Source organism: Streptomyces sp. NPDC085866, assembly GCF_044541035.1.
In the GTDB taxonomy this organism is placed as follows: Bacteria; Actinomycetota; Actinomycetes; order Streptomycetales; family Streptomycetaceae; genus Streptomyces.
On record NZ_JBITSQ010000005.1, the window covers coordinates 1 to 16672 of the forward strand.

The window sequence follows — 16672 nt, forward strand, 5'->3', positions numbered from 1 at the left end:
CTCCCGCTCGCCCTCACCCCTCGCGATCGCGAACCGGGCCAGCGTCTGCTCGTTCGAGAAGGCCAGGATCCAGCGGATGCCGCCGTACTCGGCGGACAGTGGAGTCTCGTCCGCATCAACGGGTAGCAGCACTGCCGTACGGCGGAACTCGCCCAGCACAGCAGCGAACTCACGGCGCCTGCGCGCGACGTCCTCCGCCTCGGAGGAAGCAGGAGTCACAGGAGATGCGTCCGCGTCGGCCGGCTCCGCATACTCCGCCAGCCGCGACCTGCGTATCGGCCCCGACGAGTCGGCGCCACCCCCGTGATCAGCCATGCCCGGGATCATCACATCGGTACGTTGCCGGAAGCAACGCGGTACTTGGCACAGTGGAGGACCTTTGGCCGAATGTGTCCGCCGGCAGAGACCCGCATACGAGGACGCCCGGACCCCACCGGGCCCGGGCGTCCTCACGCCGAGAAGTCAGAGAGGCTCAAGAACCTCCTGCTACGACATCCCGTGCACATGCGCCCCCACCGAGTTCGACCACGCGTTCCCAGAAGCCGCGTCCCAGTTCGTAGACCAGGTCATCGCGCCCCGCAGATCCGGGTACGTCTTCGACGGCTTGAACGAACCGCAACCCGTGCCCTTCGCCAGGCAGTCCAGCGCGTTGTTCACCACCGTCGGCGACACGTACCCGCTGCCCGCCGCGCTCGTCGAGGCCGGCAGGCCGAGGCCCACCTGGGACGGGGACAGGCCGCCCTCCAGCTGGATGCAGGCGAGGGCGGTGAGGAAGTCCACCGAACCCTGCGAGTACACCTTGCCGTCGCAGCCCAGCATGGAACCGCTGTTGTAGTACTGCATGTTGACGACCGTCAGGATGTCCTTCACATTCAGCGCCGTCTGGAAGTAGGAGTTCGACGTCGACTGCATGTCGATCGTCTGCGGAGCCATCGTGATGATCAGGGACGAGCCCGCCTTCGCCGACAACGCACGCAGCGCCTGCGTCATGTACGTCGCGTTCAGGCCGTTCTCCAGGTCGATGTCGACGCCGTCGAAGCCGTAGGTCTGCATCAGGGAGTAGACGGAGTTCGCGAAGTTCGTCGCCGACGTGGAGTCGTTGATCGACACCGTGCCGTTCTGGCCGCCGATGGAGATGATGACCTTCTTGCCTGCCGCCTGCTTGGCCTTGATGTCCGCCTTGAACTGGTCGACCGTGTAGCCGCCGAGGCCGGCCGAGTCCAGGCTGAACGACACCGCACCCGGCGTCGAGGTCGCGTCCGCGAAGGCCACCGCGATGATGTCGTACGAGGACGGGACGTCCGAGATCTTCTGGACCGTCGCGCCGTTGTTGAAGTTCTGCCAGTAGCCCGTCACAGCGTGCTTGGGGAGGGCTCCGCCTCCGCCGCCACCCCCGGAGGCGGCCGTCGTTCCCGTCACCGCCGCCGACTTCGCCGACTCACCCGCCGAGTTCGTCGCCGTGACCTGGAAGGAGTACGACGTCGAGGCCGACAGGCCGGCGATCGTGGCCGAAGTGCCGGTCACCGCCGTGACCTTCGTGCCGTCGCGGTAGACGTTGTAGCCCGTCGCGCCCGACACCGCGGACCAGGCCAGCGACACCGAGGAGGAGGTCGTACCGGAGACCGAGAGACCGGAAGGGGCGGACGGGACGGTCGGGGTCGGGTCGCCGCCACCGCCGCCGTCGGGGCCGTAGACCGAGACGTCGTCGGCGTAGTACGCGGCCTGGCCGTACCAGCCGTGCGTGTACACCGTGACCGAGGTGGTCGACGCGCCCGTGGTGAACGTGGTCGACAGCTGCTTCCAGGAGGACGTGTCGGGGGTCCAGGTGGACACGTCCGTGGTGCCCGTGCCCGTCACGCCCAGGTAGGAGTAGCCGCCCTGCACCCACGCGCTCAGCGTGTACGTGGAGTTGGGCTTCACCGCCACCGACTGGGTGCACTGGGCGTTGTCCTGACCGGCCGGGGTCGCCTTCAGGGCCGAGGAGCCGGAGTGGACCGGGGAGGAGACCGTCGTGCCACTGGACGCCGTACACGTCCAGTTGGTCAGTCCCGACTCGAAACCGGCGTTCTTGACGTTGTTGACGTCCGCTGCGGACGCGGGGGTTGCGGCGAGGCCCGCCAGTGAGAGGGCGAGGGCGGTGACGGAGGACCACATCGCGATCCGTCCTCTGCGTCTGGGCATGCCTGGTGCGCGGTCCACTGGGGCCTCCGGTGGGGGAGTCTGCGGGGAGAGGGGTGAGAGACGGTGGCCACCGTTGGCCTACAAGTTGGTCCAGACCAATCTCGCTGTCAAGAGGTCCAGACCAAAACCATCTCCGTCGCCCAGAAGTTCATGCGCTCAACCTGTCCGGTTTTGGCGGGACTTGTGCCCAGGGAGTTCCACACGAGCTACACAAACGCTGTTCTCCGGTCATTGGGGCGTGGATACAGTGCTCAGGTAGTCACGCAATGAAGTCGTCCTGGCGCATTGGAGTTACACCGGTGGGCCGGCGGGTGTGAAGAGCGGGGAGCTGCGCGTGCCAACTGTCATTGCCGTGACCAGTGCCGACATGGCACTGCCGGCGCAGGACGAACGGACCATGCCCGCTGCCGTGCTGCGCGACCTCGACCAGCGCCCGTTGGATCACGCCCTCACCGAACTCCACGCCCTGATCGAGCAGTACGGGTATGTCGTGGTCGTCTGCTCCCAGGCCGCTCCGGAGTCCGTGGTGCGGCGGCTTTACACCCTGCGGTCGTTGCTGGAGAGCGATCGCGTCGCCCTCTTCCGGCCCGAGCTGCCCCCGCTCGGCATAGCCGTCCTGGCCCGGCAGTTGCGGCAGCTCGCCTCCTGTGACCTCAGCCCGGGTGTGCTGGCCTCCGCCGGGCGGCTGCTCACCCACTACATCCACGCCGGTGCCGTCCTCGGGTCGGTCGCCCGGCTCGACCGGGTGCCCGTCGGCCTCAAGGCGCACGCCAAGTCATGGGTGCCGGGAAGCCAGTTCGCCGTCGCCGCCCATCCCGAGCCGCAGCTCGTCAAGGTCGCACCGGGCGCCAGGCTCAAGGGGCCGGAGTTCGGCACGTGGATGCTCGTTGCCAAGGGTCAGCTCCAGACGGACTGGGTCGCCGGGCTCGCCGAGGCGTGGGGACCGCACGGGCTGCGGGAGACGCCGTTGCCCGCCGAGTCCTCGCGGTGGTGGGGGACCGGGCGGATGGTCGAGTTCTGCAGTTATCTCGCCGATCTGTCGGTCCTGTACCAGCTGGTGACCTCGGTACGGCAGTCCAGATGTCACTGGTGCGGCCTCGACGTCATAGGCGACCTCTGTGTGTTCTGCTCGGCCACCCCGCCCGTGTACGAACCGCCCGCGCCCCGTGCTCTGGAACAACGAACGCCCGCGTGACCCGCACGGACGTCACTCACATCCCGCTCGACCGATTCCCCCAATGAGGTTGCACGGTTCATGAACTCCCGTCAGCGCCGCGGCGTGATACTCCTGATCCTCTCGGTCCTGTGCGCTCTCGGCGCGTTCGCCGGTGTGCTCTCCGTCGTCGACGACGTCCAGTCAAAGGTCGGGCCCGAGGTCAGCGCCTATCGGGTCAGGTCCGACGTGAAGCCGTACACCGCGCTGAACACGGGCCAGTTCGAGAAGATCGAGATGCCGAAGCGGTGGCTGTCCGGCAACGCCGTCACCGACCTCCGGCAGATCCAGGGCAAGATCGCCGTGACCACCCTGCGCGCCGGCTCCCTGCTGCAGACCGACATGGTCGTCGACCAGCCCGCCCTCCAGCCCGGCCGGCAGGAGGTCGCCATCATGATCGACGCGGCGACCGGTGTCGCCGGCAAGATCACCCCGGGGTCGCGGGTCAACGTGTACGCCACCTTCGAGGGGAAGAAGGAGGGCGACCCGGACCAGTCGAAGATCATCGTCACCAACGCCCGGGTCCTCGACGTCGGCCAGATCACCGCCCTCGACCCCGACCGCGACAAGAACCAGCAGCCCACCGAGGCCGTCCCCATCACCTTCGCGCTGTCCACCCTCGATGCCCAGCGGATCACCTACGCGGAGTCCTTCGCCCAGCGCGTCCGGCTCGCGCTGGTGGCACCCGGCAGCGAGACCAGCGTCCCGGACAAGGACCGCACCTACGAACTCGCGACGGACAAGTGAGAGGCGGCCCGCATGCCCACCAGGATCCTCCCGGCCGGCGCGGACCCGGACGCCGTCCGCTCCCTGACCACGCTGCTCAGCCAGCTCCCCGACGCCGAACCACAGCCGCCCGTAGGTGACTCCACCCAGCTGGTCGACACCCTCGCCCGCCTCGCCGCCGAGTCGGTGGACGAACTGCCCGAGGTGGTCGTCGTCCACGAACACATCGGCCCGGTTCCCGCGCTGGAGCTGATCCGCGAGGTCGCCCTGCGCTTCCCGGCCGTCGGCGTCATCCTCGTCACCACCGACGCGAGCCCCGGCCTGTTCGCCGCCGCCATGGACTCCGGCGCCCGCGGCCTGGTCGCGCTCCCGCTGTCGTACGAGGAACTCGCCAGCCGCGTCCAGGCCGTCGCCCAGTGGTCCACCGGCGTACGACGCCATCTCGGCCACGGCGCCGACGTGTTCGGCGGGGCCGGCGGTACGGTCGTCACCGTCAGCGGCGCCAAGGGCGGCGTCGGCGCGACCCTGGCCGCGATCCAGCTCGCGCTCGCCGCCCAGGCCTCCGGCCGGTCCACCGCCCTGGTCGACCTCGACCTGCAGACCGGCGACATCGCCTCCTACCTGGACGTCCAGTTCCGCCGCTCGGTCGTGGACCTCGCCGCCATCAGCGACATCTCCCCGCGCGTCCTCGCCGACGCCGTCTTCCGCCACGACACCGGCCTCGCCCTGCTCCTCGCCCCCGGCGAGGGCGAACGCGGCGAGGAGGTCACCGACCGGGCCGTCCGCCAGATCGTGAGCGTCCTGCGCTCCCGGTACGAGGTCGTCGTGGTGGACTGCGGGGCCCAGCTCGGCGCGGCGAACGCGGCCGCGGTGGAGTCGGCCGACACCGCCCTGCTGGTGACCACCCCGGACGTGGTCGCCGTACGCGCCGCCAAGCGGACCGTGCGCATGTGGGACCGGCTGCAGATCCGCAAGGCCGAGGAGACGACGATCGTCGTCAACCGGCACACCCGCAGCACGGAGATCCAGCCCGCGCTGGTGCAACGGATCACCGGTACGGCCGTGGCGCGTACCGCCGTACCCGCCAACTTCAAGGAGCTGCAGGGGGTCGTGGACGCGGGACGCCTGCACGAACTCGACAGCAGAAGCACGGTGAAACAGGCCCTGTGGGCCCTCGCCGGCGAGCTGGGCCTGGCGAAGGCACCCGAGGGGTCCCATCGCGGGAGCGGCCGGGGGGCGGTCGGCTTCCGGCGGCGGAAGGAGTGAGGGGTGCCCAGACGGCCGGGAGGGGACCGGGGACAGGTCAGCATCGAGTTCCTCGGGATGACTCCGCTGATCATCCTGACGCTGGTGCTCATGTGGCAGTGCGTGCTCGTGGGGTACGCGTACACGCTCGCGGGGAATGCTGCGGACGAGGGCGTACGGGCGGGGACGGCGGCTCCTCGGGGCGAGCGGTTCGGTGCGTGTGAGCAAGCCGCGCTGAAGCATCTGTCGGGGGCGTGGCGAGGGGGTGCCAGGGTGGACCAGTGCGGGGGGACCGGTTACGTGACCGCCGACGTGGCACTGAAGGTCCCCGTCCTCTTCCCCGGCTCGATCGACTTCCCCGTCACGGTGCACGGACACGCCGGTGCCGTGGAGGAGGTGAAGCGCTGAGATGCCTCCGGTATCCGGGAAGTCGCGCCGTCGCCGCCGCGATGCGGGGCAGGTCGCCGTCGAGTATCTCGGGTTCGTTCCGGTCCTGCTGATCGTCGGGCTGGCCGGCATCCAGATCGGGGCCGTCGCCTACGCCGCCGAGCAGGCCGGAACGGCGGCCCGGGCGGGCGCGCGGGCCGCGTCGCTGCGGCAGGACGCGCAGCAGGCGTGTGCGGAGGCCGTCAGCGGCGGGATCACGGTGCGCTGCTCGTCCGCCGAAGGGGGCGACGCGGTCACCGTCACCGCCACCGTCCACATCCCCGAGGTCGTCTGGGACTTCGGCGACGCCCACAAGACCGCCACCATGCCGCTCGACCACTGAACGAGGAGTTGCCGACCCATGAGTCTGCGGGCACGCATCAACTCCCCCGAGGAGCACGGCAGCCGGGGCGAGGACGGGCATCTGGTCGCCTCCTACCGGGCCAAGCTGCTGGAGGAGATCGATCTCGCCGAGATGAGCTCGCTGGCCGCCGCCGAGCGCAGGGCGCGGCTGGAGCGGGTGCTCGGGCACATCATCAGCCGCGAGGGCCCGGTGCTGTCGACGGTCGAACGCTCCCAGCTGATCCGCCGGGTGGTGGACGAGGCGCTCGGCCTCGGCATCCTGGAGCCGCTGCTGGAGGACGCGTCGGTCACCGAGATCATGGTGAACGGACCGGACGCGATCTTCGTGGAGCGCGGCGGCCGGGTCGAGCAGCTGCCGCTCCGCTTCGCCTCGGCGGACCAGCTGATGCAGACCATCGAGCGGATCGTGTCCACGGTCAACCGCCGGGTCGACGAGTCCAACCCGATGGTGGACGCCCGCCTCCCCTCCGGCGAGCGCGTCAACGTCATCATCCCGCCGCTGTCGCTGACCGGCCCCACCCTCACCATCCGCCGCTTCCCGCGCTCCTTCACCCTGCAGGAGCTGATCGGCTTCGGCTCGCTCGACGAGCACATGGTGTACCTGCTGGCGGGGCTGGTGCAGGCGAAGTTCAACATCATCGTCTCCGGGGCGACCGGCACCGGCAAGACGACCCTGCTCAACGCCCTCTCCGGGCTGATCCCGGCGCACGAGCGGATCATCACCATCGAGGACTCGGCCGAACTCCAGCTCCAGCAGACCCATGTGGTCCGGCTGGAGTCACGGCCGCCGAACGTCGAGGGCAAGGGCCAGGTCACCATCCGCGACCTGGTCCGCAACTCGCTGCGCATGCGGCCCGACCGGATCGTCGTCGGTGAGGTCCGCGGCGGCGAGTCCCTCGACATGCTCCAGGCCATGTCCACGGGCCACGACGGCTCCCTCGCCACGGTCCACGCCAACAGCGCCGAGGACGCGCTCACCCGGCTGCAGACCCTCGCCTCCATGTCCGACGTCGAGGTGCCCTTCGTGGCCCTGCACGACCAGATCAACAGCGCCGTCGACGTCCTCGTCCAGCTCACCCGGTTCGCCGACGGCGCCCGCCGCATCACCGAGATCGCCCTGCTGGACAGCCACGGCGGCGAGCCGTACCGGCTGGCGTCCGTGGCCCGTTTCCACGCCCGGCCCATGACGCCCGACGGCCGGGTGTACGGCGCCTTCGAGTACTTCCCGCTGCCACGCCGTACCGCCGACCGACTCTTCATGGCGGGCCAGCCCATCCCGCAGGCCTTCGGTGTCGCCCACTCCGCGGACCAGCTCGCCACCCGAGAAGCCAGGTAGGACCATGGAACTCCACACCCTCGTCCGGCTCACCACCGGTGTCGCGCTGCTGACCTGTGTCCTGGCCGTCGTCGGAGTGCACACCTATGCGGCCGGCCGGGCCCAGCGCGCCGAGCTGGTGCAGCGGTTGTCGTCCACCGGCCAGGCACCGGTGACCGGCCGCAGGCGCCGCTTCCGCAACCTCGACCGTCGGCTGCGCCGTACGGCACTGGGCCGGAAGCTGGAGCTGCGGCTGGCGGCGACCGGCCTGGACGTCACCCCGGGCGAGTTCTTCGCCTACATGCTCGCGGCGGTCGCCGCGCTCTGGCTGATCGGCCAGGCCGCCCTGGCCCCCTTCTTCGGCCCGCTCGCGGGACTGCTCGGCATCTGGGCGGCGGTCCAGTTCCTCAACTGGCAGCGCCAGAAACGCATCGAGCGCTTCATCAACCAACTCCCCGAACTGGCCCGCATCCTGGCCAACGCCACCCAGGCCGGTCTCGCCCTGCGCACCGCGATCGGCATGGCCGCCGAGGAGCTGGAGGCACCGGCCGGCGAGGAACTGGCCAAGGTGGCAAGTCAGTTGGCGATCGGTCACGCCCTGGACGACGCCCTCGGTGAACTGGCCGAACGCCTCCCCTCCCGTGAGCTGGTCGTCCTCGTGACGACGCTGGTCCTCTCCAACCGCGCGGGCGGCCAAGTGGTCTCGGCGCTACGGAACCTGACCGAGACACTGGAGGAACGCAAGGAGACCCGGCGTGAGATCCGCACCCAGCTCTCCCAGGTGACCATGACGTCGTACGCCGTCCCGGTGCTCGGCGTCGGCGCCCTGTTCCTGATGAACGGGGTCAAGGACGGCGCCCTGGAGCGCATGACCGGCTCACCGGTCGGCCAGGCCTGCGTGGTCATCGCCTTCGCGATGTACGCGGTCGGCTTCGTCCTCATCCGCCGCATGAGCCGGATCGACGTGTGAGAGGCCTGACCTGATGGGATTCCTGTTCGCACTCCTCATGGGCCTCGGTGTCTGGGGCGTCTTCGCCGGCATCCGGATGTACCGCGCGGACGCCAGACTCCCCGGTGACCTGGCGCTCGCCCTGGAGGTGGGCGCCACCCGCACCGGCGCGGTGGGCTCCGTCATCGACCGCATGGGCATGCGCTACGCCCCCGCGGTGCTGCGCCTGATGGGCCCCCGCCTGGTCGCCAAGTACCGCCGCAAGATCGACCTCGCGGGCAACCCCGGCGGCCTGACCATCGACCGCTACGCCGCCCGCCGCGCGGTGTACGGCGCCCTCGGCGGCGTCGGCTTCCTGGTGTTCCTGCTGCGGGGGCAGTGGTTCGTGGCCCTCCTCCTGCTGCTCTTCGGCGCGTTCTGGACGGAGGTCGGCATCTGGTCGGCGATCCGTGTCCGCAAGGACGTGATCGAGCGGACGCTGCCGGACTTCCTGGACGTGCTGGCGGTGGTGGTCAGCGCCGGACTGGGCTTCCGCCAGGCCCTGGACCGGGTGGCTTCGCGCTACGAGGGCCCCTGGGCGGACGAACTCCGCATCACCCTGCGCCAGATGGACCTCGGCATGAGCCGCCGCCAGGCCTTCGCGGAACTGCGCCGCCGCAACGACTCGGAGCAGGTGGCCATGTTCGTCACCGCGCTCCAGCAGGGCGAGGAACTGGGCGCCCCGATCGTCGACACGCTCGTCTCCCTCGCCAAGGACATGCGCCGCACGGACGCCCAGAACGCCCGCCGCAAGGCCGCCCGCGCGGTCCCCAAGGCCACGCTGATGATCACCACGTTCATGGTCCCGGCGACGATGCTCCTGCTGGGCGCGGGCCTGCTGCTGGGCTCCGGCGTGGACTTCGGCTCGCTCACGGGGAAGTGAGCGGCGGGTGACGACGATGGGAGCGACAGGGCGGCCGGGCAGGTGCCTGACCCTCCGGGGGCTGGGGAAGGGGTGGCGGGCGTGGTTCGAGCGCGGCCGCCCGAAGGAGCCGTCGGCGCTGTCCCGTATATCCCGGGCGTTCCGGATGTCCCGGACGTCAGGCGCGGAAGCTCCCGTCCCCGAGCCCTCCGAGAAGATCCAGATACGGGCCCTGCAGGCGATGTGCCGCCAGGTCTTCGGCTTCCGGCTGGCGATGATCGTCCTGGCCGCTCCCGCGGCCCTGCTCAACGCGGCCCCGGGCCTGGGCGTCCGCCTGGTCGGGGCAGCGGTGGTCGTCACCTTCATGGTGTCGTACGTCCTCTTCCGCGACTGGGAGCGCTTCGGCCCCCTGCTCCTGCGCCACCCCAGCCTGCTCGCCGCCGACACCCTCTTCGGGTCCCTCCTCCTGATCTCGGCGGGCCCGGACACCACCCTCGCCTACGTCAGCGTGTGCACCCCGCTGCTGGCGGGGTTGGTCTACAGCTGGCGGGGCGCGGCCTGCTTCGCCTCCCTGCAGGCGCTGATCCTGCTCCTGGTCCACGCGACCCTGAAGTCCGACGGCCGGACAGCCGTGGCCGAGTCCCTGCTCCTGCCCGGCCTGTGCGTCATCGCCGGTGCGATGGGCTCGACCCTGCGCAACCTGATGCTCCGCTTCGGCGCGGCCACCCAGGCCCTCACGGCGGTCCAGGCCCGGCTGGCGGCGACGGAGGCGGTGCACGCGGAACGGGCCCGGCTGGCCCGCGAGATGCACGACTCGGTGGCCAAGACCCTGTACGGCGTCGCCCTGGCCGCCGACGGCCTGGCGAAGACGGCGTCGGCGGAAGCCCCCGATCCGGCCCGCATCCGGCAGCAGGCGGAACTGGTGTCCCGCTCGGCACGCAGGGCGGCGGCGGAGTCGAGGGAACTGCTGGAGGACCTGCGCCGGGAGGAGACGCCGGCTGCGGCGCGGCCGACGGACCTGTGGACGGAACTGAGCACACGCACGGCAGGCTTCACGAACCGTACGGGCATACCGGTGTCCTGCCGACGACTGAACGGAACCCCCGTTCCGCCCCTCCCCCCACCCTTGGCCCGCGATCTCCTCGCCATCGCCACGGAAGCGCTGGAGAACACCCATCGCCACGCCTCGGCGACCCAGGTGGACCTGACCGTGGGGATCGACGGTGACCTGCTCCGGCTGACGGTCCACGACGACGGGAGCGGCCTGCCCCCCGGCACCACCCTCGAACAGCTCCGCCACTGCGGCCACTTCGGCCTGCTGGGCATGGTCGAGCGCGCGGCCTCGGCCGGGGCTCGGATCCGTATCGGGCGGGGGGAGCACGAGCGGGGTACGGAGGTTCGGGTGGAGCTGCCGCTGCGTGCCCTCGCCGTCGATCTTCCGTCCCGGGAAACCTGAGAGGAGGCACCCGATGCAGCACCGGAACCCGCCGGGCATCGACTTCCCGGCACCCACGGCCACGGCCCCCCTGCGCCTCGTGGTGGCCGACGACAACCCCGTGATCCGCGCCGGCCTCACGGCCCTTCTCTCCGACCGCGAGGACACCACGGTGGTCGCGGAGGCGGCGGACGGCCGCGAGGCGTACGAGGCGGCACTGCGACACCGCCCCGACGTCATCCTCCTCGACGTCCGCATGCCCGGCGTCGACGGAATCTCGGCGTTGCCCCACCTGGTCCGGCTGGCTCCCGTCATGATGCTCACCTACAGCCACGAGACGGAGACCGTGCGGGAGGCTTTGCGGCTGGGGGCGGGGGGATATCTGGTGCACGGGGAGTTCACGGCGGAGCAGCTGGTGAGGGCGGTGCGGGATGTGCGGGAGGGGCGGCCGCATGTGACACCGGGGGCGGCGAAGGCGTTACTGACCCATCTTCAGGCAAGTGCACCTGCACACACGGAACCTGAACTCTCAACTCTTCTCGGCGAGATTCCACCGCAAAAGCTTTCGCATATGCAATCCGATGTGGGACAGTCGTTTCGGTCGCGGTTCCAACTGAGTGCCAGGGAGGCGGAGATCATGGACCTCATCGCGTCCGGCATGACCAACCAGCAGATCGCCGCGGCCTGCTTCATCAGCGAGAAGACGGTCAAGAACCACATCAACCGCATCTTCGCCAAGCTCCACAGCACGAGCAGGTCGCAGGCGGCTGCGAAGTGGTTGGGGGTGGGGTGAGATGGATTGGGTCCGGGGTTGGGTCCGAGGGCCCTCTCGCGGGTGCTGTGTCCCCGCATACGTTTTCCGGATCGGAGGCGAGCCCGAAGGGGACCACCATGAGCAACTGGTTCAACACCACCATCGCGTATCTGCAGGCCCGAGTTGCTCGCAGCGACAAGGGACAGACCGCGGTGGAGTACCTCGGCATCATCGCGGTGGTTGTGGCGATCGTGTTGGCGATCACGGGTACCAGCATCGGTCAGACGATCTTCGATGCGATCAGGAACAAGATCTCCGAAGTCACGGGTGGCTGATCCCTCTACGCCGCGACTCAGGGCAGGCCTTCCCCATCTACATCACGGTGGTGGCAGGCCTGCTCTTTCTTGCGTTGGCCTACCTCGCCGTCGGCCAGGCCGCGGTCAACCGGGGTGGTGCCCAGACTGCGGCAGATGCTGCTGTGCTCGCCGCCGCACAGAACAGGCGCGACCAACTCGCGGCGAAATGGGTGGAGGACATCCTCGACCCGACCAAGTGGCAGGACGACTTCGACGGCAAGGTGCCGCTCGGACCGTCGTGCTGGCGCGCGGATCAACTCGCAGCGCAGAACGATGCCCAGGCCCAGTGCGACTCGCCGGAGCCCCTCACGTTCACGGTCACGGCCAGGACCGACAAGTCCGTCGGGAAATCCGTCGTTCCCGGGTCCGAGAACTACCACTCGACGGCGTCCGCCAGAGCCGTGATCGAACCCCTGTGCACGTTCGAACTTCCCGGGAAGGGCGCGGGGGGCAGCGCGCTGCCACAACTCACCTGCAAGGACCGGGACTGGGAACTGAACCCGGACGACCTCACCGACCTCCCGAGGCCCGAGGATCTTTTCGACGTCCACCTGGCTGACTGACGTAAAGAAGGAAGCAGAGTCATGAGCATTCGGGTCACAGGGAAGGCCGCCAGGGGGATGGTCGCGCTGACTGTCGTGGCTGGTCTGGCCCTCGGCGTGGCCGGTTGCGGTGGTGGCGGTGGCGATGACGCCAAGAAGCCGGACCACACGGCGTCCGGCACCGCGTCCGGTGGAGCGAACCCGAGTACCCAAGAGGGGCAGTCGGACAGTCCGTTGGCCGAGCTGAAGGGCTCGGACGGCCTGCTTCTCCAGATCACCTCCGTGCAACGTGATTCCGGCGGCTTCGTCACGGTGAACGGCACCATGAAGAACGACGGGGGCAAGGAACTGCTCATCCCGTCCGCCCTCAGCGGCAATGAAACAGAGATCACCAAGAACGGCCCGTCCCTGGGTGGAGCCACCCTCGTCGACTCCAAGGGGAAGAAGCGCTACTACGTACTGCGCGACACGGAGGGCCGCCCGCTCACCACAACCGGGCTGGGCTCGCTCAAGGGGGGTCAGTCGCTGCAAGTCTTCATGCAGTTCCCTTCCCCGCCGGCGGACACCGCCGAGGTGACCCTGCAGTTGCCCACCTTCTCCTCCGCCACCGTCAAGATCTCCGGGTGAGGCTGAAGTGACCAGCACTCGTCTCGCCCTCGTCCTCACCGCCACCTTTCTCCTCGCCGCCACCCCGGCCCACGCCGATGACACGGACCCGAGTCAGCCCCCGGGCACGGAACCCTCCGCCACCGCCCCCGTCAAGATCGACCCCACCGACCCCGACCTCAAGCTCCCCGAGGGTGCCACCCTCGCTCAGCCCAAGGTGCTGGACATCAAGTCGGTCGTGGAAGATCAGAGCGGGGACGAGCGCCGTGAGGACACCAACGCGGACGTGACGTTCGCCCTCCAGGCCGAGGTGCTGTTCAGCAAGGACAGCGCCAAGCTCGGCGGGGAGGCCAAGGCCCGCATCGCGGTGATCGCCGAGGAGATCAAGAAGCAGAACACGACCCAGGTCCGCGTCTTCGGCTTCACCGACAACCTCGGCTCCTCGGCCCACGGCGACATCCTGTCCAAGCAGCGCGCCAACGCCGTGCAGGCGGTCCTGGACCAGGACCTGAACAGCCCGGACATCACCTTCGACGTACGCGGCTACGGCGAGCAGTACCCGATCGCCGACAACTCGACGGAGGAGGGCCGGAAGAAGAACCGACGGGTGGAGGTCTCGTTCCCGCGCACGCAGCAGTGAGCCGCCTACTCACCCACCTCGTAGTCGAACCAGATCCGATGGGTGCCGTCCGCGTCGATCGCCATGCCGCCGGCCCCTCGGATCCCGGCCAGCGCCCCCGTCCCGCTCCCCGGCACGATCACGAAGAACTCGGACTCGCGGCCCTCCCCCAGGGTCGTCGCCGAGTGGGCGAAGTTGAAGGAACCGGCCGAGCCGTGGAGGGATCCCTCGAAGGACTCCATGGCGACATAGGTACCGGTGGCCGTGGCCTGGTCGTACGCGGCGGTGAACAGCGTGGCCGACACCCCGCTGACCTCACCCTCGTACTGCTTCCGCATCGTGGCCACCCCGACGGGCACCGCCGTCTCGACCACCGGCCCGGCGACCTCTGCCGGGGTGAACTCCGCAACCTTGAACGTCCCAGATGCTCGCATGCCCGGATGCTATGCCGCCCCACTGACAACGGCCCCGACAGCTGACGACGGCCCGACAACTGGCGACGGCCACGGGCCGATGACCGGCCGTCAGGACACACCGTCCTGCGCCTCGACGTCGACCACCGTCCCCACCGTCAGCCCCCACCGAGCCATCGCCCCCGCCTTCGCCTCCAGTACATGCCGCGCCCGCAGCCTCGGCCTGCCCAGTCGGCCCGGCTTCATGGTGCGTACGGCGATGACCCGCAGCCGGCGATCGAGATGGGCGACGTCGATCGCCATCCGCATCCGGAAGGTGTGCACCCCGCTGGCCGGCGACAGCAGCATCGCCCCGTCGACCGAGTCCCGGCCCAGCAGTCCTTTCGTCCGGGCGCGGTACGAGGCCGCGATCTCCAGGGGGAGTGAGATCCGGGTTCCGTCCGTCCGTCGCACGACCAGTTTGCCCAGCCCGTCCCGCCAGCGCCGCCCCATGCCCGGCCACCTCCGCCCTCACCCGGTCGAGGCGACCGTACCCGTCATCACCCGCCGGTGACCCGCCGAGCGCGTGATCGGGTTTGCGTGACCCCGGTCGATGGCTAGGAAAGCCCCATGACTGGAATGGGAGCCGTATTCCGACCCCAACTTCCCCCCGAGCGGCTTCGCGCGGTGGCCCGGCTCGCGGACGCCACAGGGCTCGAAGAACTCTGGTTGTGGGAGGACTGTTTCCGGGAGGGCGGGATCTCCACGGCCGCCGCCGCTCTCGCCTGGACCGAGCGGGTACGGGTGGGCGTCGGGCTGATGCCGGTGCCGCTCAGGAACGTGGCCGTCACCGCCATGGAGGCCGCGTCGCTGGAGCGCATGTTCCCGGGCCGGGCCGTCCTGACCGTGGGACACGGCGTACAGGACTGGATGGGGCAGGTCGGCGCCCGGGCCGCCTCGCCCCTCACCCTGCTGGCTGAGCATCTCGACGCCCTGCGCGCCCTGTTGCGCGGGGAGCGGCTCAGCGTGAGCGGGCGGTACGTCCGGCTGGACGACGTGGGCCTCGACTGGCCGCCGGAGCAGCCGGTCGACGTGCTGGCCGGCGCCACCGGAGCCCGTACGCTCCGCCTCTCCGGGGCCAAGGCCGACGGCACCCTGCTCACCGCCTCCACCTCGCCGGAGGGCGTACGGGAGGCCCGGCGGATCATCGACGAGGGGCGGCGGGAGGCGGGGCGTACCGAGCCGCACCGGGTCGTCGTCTATCTGCTGGCCGCCACCGGAGCCGACGCCGCCGCCCGGCTGCGCGCCGAACTGACCGCCGAGGGGCTGGAGTCGGTCCCCGACCTCGGGGTCGCGGGGGATGCGGGTGCCGTGGCCAAGGCGGTGCAACGGCTGGCCGAGGCCGGTGCCGACACCGTCGTCCTGCAGCCGACCGGGGACGAGCCCGACCCGGAGGGCTTCGTGCGCTTCGTCGCGGAGGAGGTCCGGCCCCTGGTGCCTTAGGGCCTGTCCGAGGCCGCGGGAGACGTGGGGCGTTGTCAGTGGCGGCTGCCACACTGCCACGCATGACCGACGAACACGGCGATGTGCGTCTGCGGGACGTGACGGACGACGACCTCCAGGTCTTCCACGACTACGAGCAGGACCCGGAAGCCGTCCGGCGGTCGAGGTTCACCCCCCGGCCGCGGGATGCCTTCCTCCGGCATTGGCGGGAGCGCGTGCTCGGCGATCCCGACTGCCTCGTGCGGACGGTCACCGTCGACGGCGAGGTGGCCGGGAGCGTCGTCTCCTGGACGGAGGACGGGCAGCGGTACGTCGGCTACTGGCTGGGGCGGCCGTACTGGGCCCGCGGTGTGGGCACCAGAGCCCTCGGGATCTTCCTGGAGCTGGAACCGGTACGGCCCCTGTACGCCGACCCGTTCTCCGGCAACGCCGCCTCCGTCCGCCTGCTGGAGAAGCACGGCTTCGAGCGCGCCGGCACGGTCCGGCACGGGGAGGACGAGCACGTTCTGCTGGTGCTCGGCGGCCGGGCTCCCGAGGAACGCGGGTGACGGCCCCGACGCCGGCCACGGGCGTCGGGGCACCCCCCGGTTCCTAGGCCTGGGTGACCGGGCGGTGGTCGCCCGTCGCCCCGTCGATCAGCTCGCGCAGGATGTCCATGTGACCGGCGTGCCGAGCCGTCTCCTCGATCATGTGAACGAGGGTCCAGCGCAGGGAGACGGAGACGTCGCGCCAGGCGGGGCGCCCCGTCGCGTCCAGGGGCAGCTCGGTGATCGTGCGGTCGGCGGCGGCGCGGGCACGGCCGTAGAAGGCGACGATCTGCTCCGTCGTCTCGCCGGGGGCCGCGCTCATGTCCTCATCCTTGTACGGGTCGAACCACAGGGGTTCCACCTCACGCCCGAACGTCTCCACGAGCCAGCCGTACTCGACCGAGGCGAGATGCTTGACCAGGCCGAGCAGGGTCGTCCCGGTCGGTGTCATCGGCCGGCGCAGCTGCTCGTCGTCCAGCCCGGCCAGCTTCCAGAGCACGGCGTCCCGGTGCCGGTCCAGGCTCGCGTGCAGGATGTCCTTCTCACCGGCGGTGTAGCCGGCTGCAGAGGTCGTCATGTACGCGGAAATTAGCAGGCCCGACCGACAACGCCCTGGGAC

General features: G+C 70.1%; 20 protein-coding genes and 1 pseudogene. 16 read left to right on the forward strand and 5 right to left on the reverse strand.

Annotated elements, in window-relative coordinates; all coding sequences use genetic code 11:
- Together ACIF83_RS13015 and ACIF83_RS13020 are read right to left on the reverse strand one after the other, a co-directional pair.
- A pseudogene (locus ACIF83_RS13015) lies at window positions 1-315 on the reverse strand (hypothetical protein); the annotation flags it as partial.
- Window positions 316-486: 171 nt separating this feature from the next.
- Entirely contained in the window at window positions 487-2181 is a 1695-nt protein-coding gene (locus ACIF83_RS13020; RefSeq protein WP_393468355.1) for a chitinase, read from the reverse strand.
- A gap of 352 nt (window positions 2182-2533) precedes the next feature.
- On the opposite strand from ACIF83_RS13020, the gene ACIF83_RS13025 reads away from it, so the two are divergent.
- The 14 genes from ACIF83_RS13025 (at window position 2534) to ACIF83_RS13090 (ending at window position 13652) form a co-directional block, all read left to right on the forward strand.
- Window positions 2534-3376, forward strand: a complete 843-nt coding sequence (locus ACIF83_RS13025; RefSeq protein WP_393468358.1) for a hypothetical protein — start codon at window positions 2534-2536, stop codon at window positions 3374-3376.
- Between the two features lie 60 nt (window positions 3377-3436).
- Entirely contained in the window at window positions 3437-4141 is a 705-nt protein-coding gene (gene cpaB, locus ACIF83_RS13030; protein WP_399726319.1) for a Flp pilus assembly protein CpaB, read from the forward strand.
- Between the two features lie 12 nt (window positions 4142-4153).
- The gene (locus ACIF83_RS13035) at window positions 4154-5386 is read left to right on the forward strand and encodes a CpaE family protein (RefSeq protein ID WP_393468363.1); all 1233 of its coding nucleotides are present in this window, start codon (window positions 4154-4156) and stop codon (window positions 5384-5386) included.
- 3 nt (window positions 5387-5389) lie between these two features.
- Complete coding sequence (locus ACIF83_RS13040) at window positions 5390-5773, forward strand: TadE family protein (RefSeq protein WP_393468366.1); 384 nt, start codon at window positions 5390-5392, stop codon at window positions 5771-5773.
- A 1-nt stretch (window position 5774) separates the two neighbouring features.
- Entirely contained in the window at window positions 5775-6134 is a 360-nt protein-coding gene (locus tag ACIF83_RS13045) for a TadE/TadG family type IV pilus assembly protein (RefSeq protein WP_393468369.1), read from the forward strand.
- 18 nt (window positions 6135-6152) lie between these two features.
- Window positions 6153-7490, forward strand: coding sequence for a CpaF family protein (locus ACIF83_RS13050; RefSeq protein WP_393468371.1), 1338 nt, complete (start codon window positions 6153-6155; stop codon window positions 7488-7490).
- Window positions 7491-7494: 4 nt separating this feature from the next.
- Window positions 7495-8439: a type II secretion system F family protein gene (locus tag ACIF83_RS13055; protein ID WP_399726324.1), complete on the forward strand. Its 945-nt coding sequence runs from the start codon at window positions 7495-7497 to the stop codon at window positions 8437-8439.
- A gap of 13 nt (window positions 8440-8452) precedes the next feature.
- Entirely contained in the window at window positions 8453-9340 is an 888-nt protein-coding gene (locus ACIF83_RS13060) for a DUF5936 domain-containing protein (RefSeq protein ID WP_390772623.1), read from the forward strand.
- Window positions 9341-9356: 16 nt separating this feature from the next.
- Complete coding sequence (locus ACIF83_RS13065; RefSeq protein ID WP_399726328.1) at window positions 9357-10775, forward strand: sensor histidine kinase; 1419 nt, start codon at window positions 9357-9359, stop codon at window positions 10773-10775.
- Between the two features lie 13 nt (window positions 10776-10788).
- On the forward strand, window positions 10789-11547 hold the full coding sequence (locus ACIF83_RS13070) for a response regulator (protein WP_393468377.1): 759 nt from the start codon (window positions 10789-10791) through the stop codon (window positions 11545-11547).
- A 98-nt stretch (window positions 11548-11645) separates the two neighbouring features.
- Entirely contained in the window at window positions 11646-11843 is a 198-nt protein-coding gene (locus ACIF83_RS13075; protein ID WP_393468379.1) for a Flp family type IVb pilin, read from the forward strand.
- 50 nt (window positions 11844-11893) lie between these two features.
- Entirely contained in the window at window positions 11894-12427 is a 534-nt protein-coding gene (locus ACIF83_RS13080) for a pilus assembly protein TadG-related protein (protein WP_399726332.1), read from the forward strand.
- A 21-nt stretch (window positions 12428-12448) separates the two neighbouring features.
- Window positions 12449-13033, forward strand: coding sequence for a hypothetical protein (locus ACIF83_RS13085; protein WP_393468383.1), 585 nt, complete (start codon window positions 12449-12451; stop codon window positions 13031-13033).
- Window positions 13034-13040: 7 nt separating this feature from the next.
- On the forward strand, window positions 13041-13652 hold the full coding sequence (locus tag ACIF83_RS13090) for an OmpA family protein (RefSeq protein WP_399726335.1): 612 nt from the start codon (window positions 13041-13043) through the stop codon (window positions 13650-13652).
- A gap of 5 nt (window positions 13653-13657) precedes the next feature.
- Here the strand turns inward: ACIF83_RS13090 and ACIF83_RS13095 are convergent, their stop codons facing one another.
- Window positions 13658-14065, reverse strand: a complete 408-nt coding sequence (locus ACIF83_RS13095; protein WP_393468387.1) for a DUF3224 domain-containing protein — start codon at window positions 14063-14065, stop codon at window positions 13658-13660.
- A gap of 90 nt (window positions 14066-14155) precedes the next feature.
- Window positions 14156-14536, reverse strand: a complete 381-nt coding sequence (locus ACIF83_RS13100) for a DUF192 domain-containing protein (protein ID WP_399726339.1) — start codon at window positions 14534-14536, stop codon at window positions 14156-14158.
- A gap of 117 nt (window positions 14537-14653) precedes the next feature.
- On the opposite strand from ACIF83_RS13100, the gene ACIF83_RS13105 reads away from it, so the two are divergent.
- Window positions 14654-15526 carry an LLM class flavin-dependent oxidoreductase gene (locus ACIF83_RS13105; protein WP_399726342.1) on the forward strand — a complete coding sequence of 291 codons (873 nt, stop codon included), beginning with the start codon at window positions 14654-14656 and terminating at the stop codon, window positions 15524-15526.
- 62 nt (window positions 15527-15588) lie between these two features.
- Complete coding sequence (locus ACIF83_RS13110) at window positions 15589-16074, forward strand: GNAT family N-acetyltransferase (protein ID WP_393468392.1); 486 nt, start codon at window positions 15589-15591, stop codon at window positions 16072-16074.
- A 43-nt stretch (window positions 16075-16117) separates the two neighbouring features.
- On the opposite strand, the gene ACIF83_RS13115 is transcribed toward ACIF83_RS13110, so the two are convergent.
- A complete protein-coding gene (locus ACIF83_RS13115; RefSeq protein ID WP_393468395.1) occupies window positions 16118-16630 on the reverse strand; it encodes a DinB family protein in 513 nt (170 codons plus the stop codon).
- Between the last annotated feature and the right edge of the window lie 42 nt (window positions 16631-16672).